The sequence below is a fragment of the Ruegeria sp. G12 genome (assembly GCF_056533565.1).
Window position 1 is genome coordinate 586,227 of record NZ_JBQFOO010000002.1, and the last position, 12,372, is coordinate 598,598.

At 60.6% G+C, this 12,372-nt stretch carries 12 protein-coding genes; 4 read left to right on the plus strand and 8 right to left on the minus strand.

What is annotated here, in order from left to right; all coding sequences use genetic code 11:
- The 3 genes from zwf to ACR0JN_RS06760 all read right to left on the minus strand — a co-directional run bounded on the left by zwf (position 1) and on the right by ACR0JN_RS06760 (position 5,187).
- Complete coding sequence (gene zwf / locus ACR0JN_RS06750; RefSeq protein ID WP_480884859.1) at positions 1 to 1,446, minus strand: glucose-6-phosphate dehydrogenase; 1,446 nt, start codon at positions 1,444 to 1,446, stop codon at positions 1 to 3.
- A 211-nt stretch (positions 1,447 to 1,657) separates the two neighbouring features.
- A complete protein-coding gene (gene ptsP / locus ACR0JN_RS06755) occupies positions 1,658 to 3,901 on the minus strand; it encodes a phosphoenolpyruvate--protein phosphotransferase (protein ID WP_480884860.1) in 2,244 nt (747 codons plus the stop codon).
- A gap of 47 nt (positions 3,902 to 3,948) precedes the next feature.
- Positions 3,949 to 5,187 (minus strand): aspartate kinase, encoded by a 1,239-nt coding sequence (locus tag ACR0JN_RS06760; RefSeq protein ID WP_480817264.1) that lies wholly within the window; start codon positions 5,185 to 5,187, stop codon positions 3,949 to 3,951.
- Positions 5,188 to 5,349: 162 nt separating this feature from the next.
- Between ACR0JN_RS06760 and ACR0JN_RS06765 the strand changes: the two genes are divergently transcribed.
- Positions 5,350 to 5,706 (plus strand): hypothetical protein, encoded by a 357-nt coding sequence (locus ACR0JN_RS06765; RefSeq protein WP_480884861.1) that lies wholly within the window; start codon positions 5,350 to 5,352, stop codon positions 5,704 to 5,706.
- A gap of 121 nt (positions 5,707 to 5,827) precedes the next feature.
- Here the strand turns inward: ACR0JN_RS06765 and ACR0JN_RS06770 are convergent, their stop codons facing one another.
- The 4 genes from ACR0JN_RS06770 to ACR0JN_RS06785 all read right to left on the minus strand — a co-directional run bounded on the left by ACR0JN_RS06770 (position 5,828) and on the right by ACR0JN_RS06785 (position 8,249).
- Entirely contained in the window at positions 5,828 to 6,283 is a 456-nt protein-coding gene (locus tag ACR0JN_RS06770) for a DUF1178 family protein (RefSeq protein ID WP_480884862.1), read from the minus strand.
- 72 nt (positions 6,284 to 6,355) lie between these two features.
- The gene (locus ACR0JN_RS06775; RefSeq protein WP_480884863.1) at positions 6,356 to 6,847 is read right to left on the minus strand and encodes an NUDIX hydrolase; all 492 of its coding nucleotides are present in this window, start codon (positions 6,845 to 6,847) and stop codon (positions 6,356 to 6,358) included.
- A 110-nt stretch (positions 6,848 to 6,957) separates the two neighbouring features.
- Positions 6,958 to 7,701, minus strand: coding sequence for an EcsC family protein (locus ACR0JN_RS06780; RefSeq protein ID WP_480884864.1), 744 nt, complete (start codon positions 7,699 to 7,701; stop codon positions 6,958 to 6,960).
- A gap of 53 nt (positions 7,702 to 7,754) precedes the next feature.
- Positions 7,755 to 8,249 (minus strand): GNAT family N-acetyltransferase, encoded by a 495-nt coding sequence (locus ACR0JN_RS06785; RefSeq protein WP_480884865.1) that lies wholly within the window; start codon positions 8,247 to 8,249, stop codon positions 7,755 to 7,757.
- Positions 8,250 to 8,321: 72 nt separating this feature from the next.
- Between ACR0JN_RS06785 and ACR0JN_RS06790 the strand changes: the two genes are divergently transcribed.
- On the plus strand, positions 8,322 to 8,927 hold the full coding sequence (locus tag ACR0JN_RS06790; RefSeq protein WP_480884866.1) for a flavin reductase family protein: 606 nt from the start codon (positions 8,322 to 8,324) through the stop codon (positions 8,925 to 8,927).
- 140 nt (positions 8,928 to 9,067) lie between these two features.
- On the opposite strand, the gene ACR0JN_RS06795 is transcribed toward ACR0JN_RS06790, so the two are convergent.
- Complete coding sequence (locus tag ACR0JN_RS06795) at positions 9,068 to 10,702, minus strand: SulP family inorganic anion transporter (RefSeq protein ID WP_480817258.1); 1,635 nt, start codon at positions 10,700 to 10,702, stop codon at positions 9,068 to 9,070.
- Between the two features lie 164 nt (positions 10,703 to 10,866).
- Between ACR0JN_RS06795 and ACR0JN_RS06800 the strand changes: the two genes are divergently transcribed.
- Both ACR0JN_RS06800 and ACR0JN_RS06805 read left to right on the plus strand, forming a co-directional pair.
- Positions 10,867 to 11,427, plus strand: coding sequence for an invasion associated locus B family protein (locus ACR0JN_RS06800; protein ID WP_480817257.1), 561 nt, complete (start codon positions 10,867 to 10,869; stop codon positions 11,425 to 11,427).
- A gap of 67 nt (positions 11,428 to 11,494) precedes the next feature.
- Complete coding sequence (locus ACR0JN_RS06805; RefSeq protein ID WP_480884867.1) at positions 11,495 to 12,367, plus strand: S-methyl-5'-thioadenosine phosphorylase; 873 nt, start codon at positions 11,495 to 11,497, stop codon at positions 12,365 to 12,367.
- The last annotated feature ends 5 nt before the right edge of the window (positions 12,368 to 12,372 follow it).

The following is a 12,372-nucleotide window of genomic DNA, read 5'->3' on the forward strand; positions in this document are numbered from 1 at the left end:
TTATCCTCCGATCTGACGCCAGCGGCGACCATCGCGATGCATCAGCATCAGGGCTTCTTCTGGGCCGGAACTGCCCTGATCGTATTTCGCGGGCTTGTCGCCGCGCTCTTCCCAGCCGTGAATGATGGGATCAACCCAGGCCCAGGCGGCCTCGGCCTCATCCCCGCGCATGAACAGGGTCTGATCGCCGCGAATGACGTCCATGATCAGGCGTTCATAGGCATCGGGAGATTGCCCATCGTCGCCCAGCGCGTCGGCAAAGCTCATATCCAGCGCCACGTCGGACAGGCGGAACCCGCCCTGCCCCGGTTCCTTGATGGTGGTGCGCAGGGTGATGCCCTCGTCCGGTTGCAGGCGGATCACCAGCACGTTGCCGCGCAGAGGACCCACGTTCGGGAAAATCGTATGCGGTGGGTCACGGAAGAACACCGCGATCTCGGATTCGCGGGCGCGCAGGCGTTTGCCGGTGCGCAGGTAGAACGGCACCCCGGCCCAGCGCCAGTTGCCGATATGGGCTTTCAGCGCAATGAAGCTTTCGGTGCGGCTGGCGGGGCTTCCGACGTGATCGAGATAGCCGTCGCCCCCCTTATCCGTGCGATACTGGCCGCGCGCGATATCCTTGGGCTCGACCGGTTCCAGCGCCTCGATCACCTTGACCTTTTCATCGCGCACCGCGTTGGGGGAGAACTTCGAGGGCGGCTCCATCGCGGTCAGGCACAGCAATTGCACCAGATGGTTCTGGATCATGTCGCGCATCGCGCCGGATTGATCGTAATAGGCCCCGCGGCCTTCGACCCCAACCGTCTCGGCCACGGTGATCTGGACATGGTCGATATGGGTGGCATTCCAGAGCGGTTCGAACAGCGAATTGGCAAAGCGCAGAGCCATCAGGTTCTGCACGGTTTCCTTGCCCAGATAGTGGTCGATTCGATAGATCTGATGTTCTTCAAAACAGGCGCGCAGCCCCTCGTTCAATGCCTTGGCCGAGGCGAGGTCATGGCCGAAGGGTTTCTCGACCACGATGCGGCTGTCGGGCGTGGCCATGCCGTGATCGTTCAGCCGCTGTGCGATGCCCGAAAACAGGCTCGGCCCGACAGACAAGTAAAAGGCGCGTACGGCGTCGGGTCGCAGGGTCTTCGCCAGATCGGGCCAACCCGCATCGCCCAACGCATCGACCGGCACGTATTCGACACAGGACAGGAAACGGTTCAGAGTGGCCTTGTCGTATTTCGGCGCAAATTCGTCCATCGACGCGCGCAGTTGGGCGCGGAAGCCGTCGCTGTCCATCTCGGATCGCGCGGTGCCGATGATGCGTGCCCCTTCGGGCATCTGGCCGACCTCGAACCGGTGATACAGTCCCGGCAGGATTTTCCGCTGCGCCAGATCGCCGGTCGCACCGAACAGCACGAGGTCGAACGGATCAACCGGTATGACGCGTGAAACCATGGCGAGGCTCCTTCTCGGGGTTTGACGCCTGTTTATCAGCAGGCGGCCCGGATGTGCAAAATTGATATGTTATCGCTAACATTCAACGCCTGAATAAGAAACCCCAGCCCGAAAATCAAGCCCGGATTTTCGTGCGGCATTGAAACCTGGTGCTGACGGTTTCTTCAAAAGAAACCGGGCCTGAAACTTTGAAAGTTTCAGGCATCGCAAGTCAGGACTGGGTGCGCAACCAGTCCATCACCGCCGGACGCACAGATTGTTCCCCGCGATGGCGGGCGTCGGCGATGATCTTGCGTACATCCTGCAAGTTCGACCGCAGCAACAGGCTTTTGACCGGCCCGATTGAGGCCGGGCGCATCGACAGAGTTCGAATGCCCATCGCGGCCAGACACAGTGCCTCGACCGGGCGGCCCGCGTCTTCGCCGCAGAAACTCAGCGGCGTGTCCGAGATATCGCAGCGTTCCACGATCCGTTCGATGAAGCTGAGGAAACTGACATTCAGCGTATCATACCGGCGACGCACCAGTTCGTTTTCCCGGTCGGCGGCGAAGAAGAACTGTTTCAGGTCGTTGCCGCCGATCGAGATAAAGCCCACCTCGTCAAAGAACTTTTGAGGCGCGAAGCCCAGCGATGGGGTTTCGAGCATCGCCCCGACCTCAAGCGTTTCGGGCAGGACATGACCCAGTCGCCGTTCACGCTCGATCGTTTTTTTGACCTCCCAACGCGCCTCGCGGAATTCGTCGGCTTGCGCAACGAAGGGGAACATGATGGTCAGCGGACGGCCATTTGCGGCACGGAGCAGCGCCTGCAGTTGCATCCGCATGACACCGCGTTTGTCCAGACCGACACGGATCGCGCGCCAGCCCAGCGCCGGGTTCGGTTCGGCCACATGTTTCATATAGGGCAGAACCTTGTCCGACCCGATATCGAGCGTGCGGAACACCACCCGCTTGCCGCCCGCGGCATCCAGCACGCGCTGATATTGCGTCACAAGCTCGGACCGTTTGGGCATCTGGTTGCGGATCAAAAATTGCAGTTCAGTCCGGAACAGGCCAACGCCCTCGGCTCCGGAATGTTCCAGCGAGGGCAGATCGGCCATCAGACCTGCGTTCATCACAAGGTTGATCCGCGCCCCGTCGCGCGTCACGCAGGGCGTTTCCCGGATTGAGGCATAGCGCTCCTGCGCCTTGGCCTGCATGGCGATCTTGTCACGGAATGCGTTGACCACCGTGTCTTCGGGGCGCAGGTGGACAATGCCCTGATCTCCATCGACCAGAATATGGTCGCCATTCAGCGCTTCCGTCGTGATCCGGCCCACATGAACCACCAGCGGAATCGCCAGCGCTCGAGCCACTATGGTCGCATGGCTGCCGACCGAGCCTTCTTCGAGCACGATGCCTTTCAGCGACCGGCCATATTCCAGCAGATCACCGGGGCCGATATTGCGCGCGATCAGGATCGGGTCCGGCGGCAGATCGGCCCCGTTCGTATTGCCCTGCCCGGTCAGAATGCGCAAAAGCCGGTTGGAGAGGTCATCCAAGTCGGCCAGACGTTCCCGCAGATAGGGGTCCGTCACCTGCCCCATACGCGCGCGCGCTTGGGATTGTTCTTTTTCCACCGCCGCCTCGGCGCTCAGGCCCAGGGCGATGTCCTCTTCCATCCGACGCATCCAGCCTTTGGAATTAGCGAACATCCGATAGGCTTCCAGAACCTGCAGCTGCTCCTTGTCGCCGCCCTGCGAGATTTCGAGCATTTTGTCGACACCGACACGCAGTTCCTCAACCGCCTCGGTCAGACGTTCGCGTTCGCGGTGCGGGTCTTCGGCAATCGGGTTGGTGACAACGACCCGGGGTTCATGCAGCCAGACATGACCCTCGGCCGAGCCCTCCTGCGCCGGGCCGCCGCTAAGCTGGACCGACTGCTGGTGCAACGGCGAGAGGGCCGCGCCTTCACCGACAAAGGCCCCCAGCTCGGCCATTTCGGCCAGAACCATGGCGACAACTTCCAGCGCGTAAATCTCATCGGCTGAGAACTGGCGCGCCTCACGGGACTGCACCACCAGAACGCCCAGCTTTTCGCCCAAGCGCTGAACCGGCACGCCAAGGAATGAGGAGAACCGCTCCTCCCCCGTTTCGGGCATATAGCGGAAGCCCTTGGCCGAGGGCGCGTCGGCGGTGTTCACCACTTTCCCGGACTGCGCGACACGGCCCACAAGCCCCTCGCCCAGACGCATCCGCGTCTTGTGCACCGCCTCGGGCGACAGACCTTCAGTTGCGCAAAGCTCCAGCGTGTCTTCGTCGCGGAACAGGTAGATCGAGCAGACCTCAGCCCGGATACTGTCGGCAATCAGATGGGTGATCCGGTCAAGACGTTCCTGACCGGCGGCCTCGCTGGCCATCTCTTCGCGCAGCCGCCCCAGCAGCTTGCGGGATTCAGTTTCGGTGCCGTCCGCCATGGCCCACCCAAATTAGTGCGTCAGACGAGACCTTTGGCAGAAAATGCTCAGGCCGCCTTGTCCAGTTCAAAGGCATCATGCAGCGCCTGAACCGCAAGTTCCATGTATTTCCGATCAACAAGAACGGAAATTTTGATCTCAGAGGTTGTAATGACCTTGATGTTGATCCCCTCATCCGAGAGAATCCTGAACATCTTCGCCGCCACACCGGATTGCGATCGCATGCCGATCCCCACGACAGACACCTTACAGACGTCTTCGTCGGCGACCAGTTCGGCATAGTTCAGCTCGCCCTTTTCCTTAATCGCCAGCAGCGCTTTTTCGGCGCGCGTCACCTGATCCGTCGGGCAGGAAAAGGTCATATCCGTGCGCCCTTCGTCCGAGATGTTCTGGATGATCATATCGACATTGACACCCTCATCGCTGAGCGCGGTAAAGATGGTCGACGCGATGCCGGGGCGGTCGGCCACAGATACGACGGTCATCTTGGCCTCGTCGCGGGAATAGGCCACACCGGCCACAACATTGGATTCCATGATATCCTCCTCATCGACGACCAGCGTACCGGCCTCGTCGGATTGTTCTTCGAAACTTGAGAGCACGCGCAGTTTCACCTTGTACCGCATCGCCAGCTCGACCGAGCGGGTCTGCAGCACCTTGGCCCCCAGCGAGGCCAGTTCAAGCATCTCTTCAAACGAGATGCGGTCCAGCTTGCGCGCCTTGTCGCAAACGCGCGGGTCGGTGGTATAGACGCCGTCCACATCCGTATAGATATCGCATCGCTCGGCCCCGAACGCGGCGGCAAAAGCCACAGCAGTGGTGTCCGAACCGCCCCGGCCCAGCGTGGTGATGCGACCTTCGGGGCTGATGCCCTGAAAGCCCGCGACCACGGCGACCTTCATGCCCTCGTCGAATTTCTGGCTGATGTTGTCGGTCGGGATTTCCTCGATCCTGGCCTGAGAATGGGCGCTGGTGGTCATCAAAGGCACCTGCCAACCCTGCCAACTGCGCGCGGGAACGTCCATTTCCTGCAGGGTCAGCGCCATCAGACCGGCGGTGACGTTCTCGCCCGAGGACACAACCGCATCATATTCGCGCGCGTCATACAAAGGCGAGGTTTCATCGACCCAACCGACCAACTCATTGGTCTTACCCGACATGGCCGAAACGATGACGATAACGTCGTATCCCTTGGCCACCTCGACACCCACGCGTTTCGCCGCGCGGCGGATGCGATCAAGATTGGCAACCGATGTGCCACCGAATTTCATCACGAGTACGGGCATGGGGGCAAGTGTCTCCGCGCCTTGGATTTCTGGTTCTGAGCCTCTTATGCGAGGGGGGCCGCAAGAGCAAGGCGCAATGAAACCCCGCCCGAGCGACGGCGTGGCTTTACAATACGCGGGCGTGATGTCAGCTTACCCGAAAATTTATCCAAGAGGTTGTTCATGCTCCGTTTTGCCGCCGCACTTGCCCTTATGTCATCCTCCGCTTTGGCGCAGGTCGCCAGCCTGACCGCAACTGATGGCCAGAACGCACTTGGGACTGTTCCTTGCGCCGCAAATGCGGGCGATCCCCTGCAAAGCTGCAACGCGGAACTGCGCCGTCATGACGATGGCACCGCAACTCTGGCTGTGGCGATCGGGGCTGGAAACGTCCGCAACATCTATTTCAAGGATGGCGTGCCGGAATCCAGCAGTTCGACATCGCAACTCACCCACGAAACCCGCGGTGATCTGATCGTCATCTTCATCGAACCGGGTGAGGTCTACGAACTGCCCAAAGCAGCGCTGAACCCTCAGTAGGCGCGCCCGCTCCGGGTTTTCAAGCAATCCGAGTTGTCCAGTGGCGGCGCGTCAAGCCGTTCGCCTACGCCTGAGACCATCCGAATCCGAGATTGGCTTCGGTGCTCAAGATATAAGGAGTTCAGTTTGTCTTTCTGCTGGGAATGAACGGTAGCGGTGCAACCGGGACGCCATCGTCGATCAGGGCCTTGGCCTCATCGGGTTTGGCTTCGCCATAGATCATGCGATCCGGGGCCTCGCCCAGATGAATCTTGCGCGCCTCGCTTGCAAAATCCTTGCCGACATAATCCGAGTTTTCCTCGACCTTGCGGCGCAATTCTTCCAGAACTTTCTGCACCTCGGGCGACGGGGTTGCCACGCTGATTTCATCCGCTGCGGGCTGTGCCGCCCCGGGCTGCACCTTCGCGTTTCGGGCCGGACGCACGCGCGGAGTCATGATCGCCTTTTCGACATGCACACAGCCGCAGACCGCACATGTCACCATGCCCGCAGCAGCCAGCTTGTCGTAGGCTTCAGCAGATTGGAACCAACTGTCGAAAGTGTGGCCTTCGCTGCATTTCAATGCGTACTGAATCATGTTCCGTCCAAAATGTCGGTTGCCGAATAGATACCGACCGGGTCACCAATATCAAGCCTGCCTGATGGCGCACTAGTTCGTATATGGCCGAAAACCGCGCAAAATTTCAGCAAGTTCCGGCGGTCTGACTTTTTGCGCAGCCTTTTTAGGCGAAAACCACTTGCGTTTTCTCTCGCCTCGTTCCGGGAAATTCATAACCAGAGACTGCACATACAGGGGAAACACATCTACCAGACACAGCGCCGCACCCTTATTGGTGCGTTGTTTAAGATACGCATACTGGCCCAAAGCGACTGAGCCGCACTGCCCCACGGCACCCGCTTCTTCCCAGGCTTCCTGCACAGCGGTCTGCGCCGGGCTTAGCCCGTCGATCAGCCAGCCTTTGGGAACAATCCAGTGTCCCGACCGTCGTGTTGTGACCAAAAGAACCTCGGGCCGCCCTTGTTTAATGCGATAACACAAGGCACCCGATTGCGGCAGAACCGGCAGACTCCCGGATTTGAGCAATTGGTTGGGCGAAAGCCTTGCGTTCATACCGCCAAGACGCCTTTCGAATGGGATCAATGCCTGTCCACCAAACCGCTGTTTTTTGAGCTATTTTGCGGTTGGCTAGGCAAAGCATACCACATGATGCGGAATCGGCCAAGGCGAACGATAGCGCGGGCGGTTCCAATTCACATACGGGCGGCCAGTTTCCTTACCAGATCATCATGCGGAATATCGGCATCCATCGCCAGACGGCGCAGGCCAAAATGCACGCGCGCGATCTGTTGGTAATACTTGGTGTAGATATAATTTGTCCCACCGCCAGCAAGCGCGCCCAAAACGGGCACCGACTGCGCCGCCAGTTTCTGCCCAAGAACGATCGACAGACGCGGCGCAACGGCCGCGATCAACCGCTGCATAGCCGGTCCGGTCAGCGTGAGGCGCACGGAAAAGAACCCCAGATCAGCCCCGTCATCATAAGACAGAGGCCCAGCGGCTGACAGCACCTGAACGCAATCGAATTTCACATTTTCTTCCGCCGGATCAAAGCCTTCCCGTGCAGCCGCCCCCTGAATAGAGCGCAAAAGCATTGTGGTTGTCGCCGGAAGCTCAACCAGCGCGGTTGAAACACCCCCCAACCCTCCGGCAGCGCCCATGGCGGTTGTGACGGCGGTATTCACCCAAGGTTGCTGGTCAGGCACGGCCTGACGGGAGCCTTGCGCCGCGTGAACGGCAAACCACAGCGCCTGCTCGGTCGCGCCGGTCAGGCCATTTCGCACTGGTTCCGGCAATTGTTCTAACAGAGATTCCGCCGACCCGCCCAGCCGGTTTAGCAATTTCACCCCCGCCCCACCGGCGGTTCGGTAATGTTCAGCCAGCCGGTCCAATTCGGCTTCGGCATCCACTTTGTCGACCAGAACAACGTCCTGCATGCGCATCCTCCTGCCCTAAAGACATCGGCGCTGCGCATCGCGGTTTCAATAGGTCAGCCGCCCCAGCGCGTGACCGGACCCCGGATTTCGGCCCAAACACCCGGCTTCAGTTCCAACCCCAGAACCCGATCCGGGTTGGTGGGCGGAGGCATCTCAACCCCCTTCAATGGATAAAACCCGAATCTTTTGTAATAAGGCGCATCACCGACCAGCATGACCCGTTCCCAGCCTAATCCCCGACCGGCCTCGACCCCTTCGTGGATCAGGTATCCGCCCAAGCCTTCGCCCTGATGGGTCGGGTGGACGGCGACGGGCCCAAGCAATAGCGCATCATGATCTCCGACATGGACCGGCCAGAACCGGATCGCGCCCGCCAGAATACCCTGCCCATCCCGCGCCACCAGCGACAGATCGGCAACGGGCGGCACATCATCGCGCAAGCGGTACGAGGACAGTGCCTCACGCCCCGGCGCGAAACATAAGTCGTAGAGCGCTTCGACCTCCCACCAATCGTCCGGCTTTTCCGGCTTGATCCCGAACTGCTGCACGCCCGCCCTCTTTTCCTTGCTGGAATTCGCCCTAGCACTTCGATACGCCTTGGGCAAACGCTTGGAGATCAGATGTTCTATCGCCCCGAAGACGGCCATGGATTGCCGCACAACCCGTTCAACGCCATCATCACGCCGCGACCCATCGGATGGATTTCGACCCGCGATGCGGAAGGTATCAACAATCTGGCACCCTATTCCTTCTTCAACGGGGTCGCCTACACGCCCCCGCAAGTCATGTTCGCCTCAACGGGCACGAAACACGACCAGGACGGCGGCAAAGACAGCATCGCCAATATCGAGGCTACAGGCGTGTTCTGCGTCAACGTCGTCGCCCACGCCCATCGCGACGCGATGAACGCCAGTTCCGAAGGCCTGCCCAAACATATCGACGAGTTCGCCCATGCTGGCCTAATCCCGGTGGATTGTGAAACCATCCCCTGCGCCCGGATCAAAGGGGCACCCGCGTCACTGGAATGCAAACTGACCCAAATCGTGGCTCTGCCCGGCGAGCACAACAGGGTCGTCTTTGGCGAAGTGACAGGTATACACCTGCACGATGACCATATTCGAGACGGTAAGTTCGACGTCACCTCGTTCCGACCGCTGGCGCGGCTGGGGTATCGGGACTACTCGGTGGTGAACGATCTGTTCAGCCTCAGCCGTCCGGACGACTGAGTACGCCGCACACTGGGGGCGCTGCCCCCGCCGCGGCAAGCCGCGACTCCCCCGAAGTATTTTTGAACAGAAGAAGCAGGGGATCCTTTCTTCATCTGTCTAATAATATCCCGGAGCGCGAGGCAGAGCCTCGCAAATCCTCAGTGCCCGCCCAGAATGCCGGTGCGGACCGAGTAGTCCACGGCGATTTCGTAGTCCGGGTCGTCGTCACTATCGACCATCAGGTGCCCGGCCTTGTTCAGCAGCTTGTGGCAATCCCGGCTGAGGTGGCGCAGCATCACGCGCTTGCCCGCGGCCTCGTATTTTGCGGCGATGCTCTCGATCGCCTGCAGGGCCGACTGATCCACAACCCGGCTTTCGACGAAATCCACAATGACCGTCTCCGGATCATTGGCCACATCGAACAGTTCAACAAACCCTTCGGAGGAGCCAAAGAACAGCGGCCCCTGAATTTCGTAGACCTTCGCGCCCTTCTCGGTCTCGGACTCCCGTGTGACCGCATGGATGCGCTTGGCGTTGTTCCAGGCATAGGCAAGGGCCGAGACGATGACACCCACAACCACCGCAACCGCAAGGTCTTCCATCACGGTCACGACCGTCACCAGAACGATGACGAAAGCATCAGTCAACGGCACTTTGCGCATGATCTTGAACGAGTTCCAGGCGAAGGTCCCGATCACCACCATGAACATCACTCCAACAAGAGCCGCCAGCGGGATTTGTTCGATCAGCGGCGAGGCAAACAGGATGAAGACCAGCAGGAACAACGCTGCTGCGATGCCCGCAATCCGGGTGCGCCCGCCGGATTTCACGTTGATCATCGACTGACCAATCATCGCGCAGCCGCCCATACCTCCGAAGAACCCTGTCACGACGTTGGCTGCGCCCTGCGCGATGCATTCCTGAGACGCACCGCCCCGCTTGCCAGTCATTTCGCCCACAAGGTTCAGGGTCAGCAGCGATTCAATGAGGCCGATGGCGGCCAGAATGACAGCATATGGCAAGATGATTTCAAACGTTTCCCAATCCAGCGGCACCATCGGAATGTGGAACGCAGGGAGCCCGCCTTCGATCGACGCCAAGTCACCAACCCGAGGCACGTCCAGCCCGAACCCAATCACCAGCGCCGCCACCACAACGATACCTGCCAGCGGTGCGGGGATGACGCGGGTGATGCGCGGCATGATCCAGATCACCGCCATGGTCAGGGCGACAAGGCCCAGCATAGTATAAAGCTGCATGCCCGACAGCCACTCTCCGCCACCCATTCCGTGGCCGGTGTTTTCCATTGTGCCGGGGACTTTGAACTGGCCCATTTGGGCCAGGAAAATCACGATGGCCAGACCGTTCACAAAGCCCAGCATGACCGGGTGCGGCACAAGGCGGATGAACCGGCCCCAGTGCATCGCCCCGGCGATCACCTGCAGGATGCCCATCAGAACAACGGTTGCGAAAAGGTACTCGACCCCGTGCTGCGCCACCAGCGCCACCATCACAACCGCCAGCGCCCCGGTCGCACCCGAGATCATGCCCGGACGCCCGCCGATCAGTGCGGTGATGAGACCGACCAGAAACGCCGCGTAAAGACCAACCAGCGGGTGCACGCCAGCCACAAAGGCAAAGGCCACGGCCTCGGGCACCAGCGCAAGGGCGACGGTCAGCCCTGACAAAAGCTCGATCCGCAGGCGGGACAGGGTCAGCCCCTCGTCCGGCGACCAGCGCAGATCGGGAATGGCAAGGCGATTGGCAAAGCTTGCCAGCAAGGCTCGGGGCATTGGACAGTCCTATAGGTCGGTGTGTTCGCGCGAAGGGGTCCTTGTAGCGACACGCCTGCAGTTGAGCCACCGCACCAAGCGGGATGCAGCCATGCGGCAGGCGCATAGCCGGCCCTCGCAACATCGTGACTTGTCGGTCGTCGCGCACACGGCAATTGTGGTGCATGCGCTGGATGCTCCTGTTTTTGCTAACCGCCCTGCCCGCATTTGCGCAGGATTTACAAGGCAATGACACGCCTGGAAACTGGCGCGTGACCCATCATCAGGTCTTCGGCATCTGGACCTCGATCTGCGATGAGCGCGAAGAGGACGGCGCATTACGGCAGCGTTGTTACATCCGACGGGTCGATGTTTTTTCGGGGCGGCCAGAATTCGCAGCGCAGTTCATGTTCATCACGCCCGAACCCGAAGGCACGAGGATTGAATTCGGGATGGAGCCGGGCACCCTGTTCTCTCCATCCGGGTTTCGCATTGATCAGGGGGATCAGGTCATCTGGCGCACCCGGCGACCGGGGTGTCTGACCGGTTTGAGTTGCGTGTTCGAGGGCGAAAGAGCGGAGGACATCATTGATGCCATGCAGACCGGCGACGCTTATCGCTTTGTGTTCAGAGATCGTCACGGGCAGTCCCGAGATTTAACTTGGCCGCTGGACGGGTTTGACAAAGCCTGGGCAGATTTCAACGCGCAAGCACAGGCGCGCAATCTGCCGGACCAGACCGAATAGCCCCCTTGCCAAAGCAGGGCCCAGACCACACAAATCTGTCACCACATATCCACGCGGAGGCGAAACAGTGACTCAGACCAAAATTGCCGTTATCGGCGGCTCGGGCATCTACGACATTGACGGGTTGGAAAATGCGGAATGGGTTACGGTCGAAACGCCCTGGGGCGCACCTTCGGACCAGATCCTGACCGGGTCGCTGGAGGGTGTCGAAATGGCATTCCTGCCGCGTCACGGGCGCGGGCATGTGCATTCGCCGACCGAGGTGCCCTATCGCGCCAACATTGACGCGCTGAAACGGCTGGGCGTGACGGATGTGATCTCGGTCTCGGCCTGCGGATCGTTTCGCGAGCACATGGCTCCGGGGGATTTCGTGATCGTTGATCAGTTCATCGACCGGACCTTTGCGCGCGAGAAGAGCTTCTTTGGCACCGGCTGCGTGGCGCATGTCAGCGTGGCCCACCCTACCTGCCCCCGCCTGAGCGACGCGTGCGAGACGGCTGGCAAGGCGGCGGGGATCAACATCCATCGCGGCGGCACCTATCTGGCGATGGAGGGGCCGCAGTTTTCGTCATTGGCGGAATCCAAAATGTACCGCGAGCACTGGGGTTGCGACGTGATCGGCATGACCAATATGCCCGAGGCGAAACTCGCCCGCGAGGCTGAGCTTTGCTATGCCTCGGTCGCGATGGTCACGGATTACGACAGTTGGCACCCCGATCATGGCGAGGTCGATGTGACCGCCATCATCACAACGCTGACCGGGAATGCCGAAAAAGCCCGTACGCTGGTCAAAGGCCTGCCCGCGCTGTTGGGGGCTGAGCGGGCCCCGTGTCCGCATGGCTGCGACCGGGCGCTGGAATACGCGATCCTCACCGCGCCTGAAAAGCGAGACCCGGCCTTGCTGGCCAAGCTGGATGCGGTGGCCGGGCGTATCCTCTGATCGAG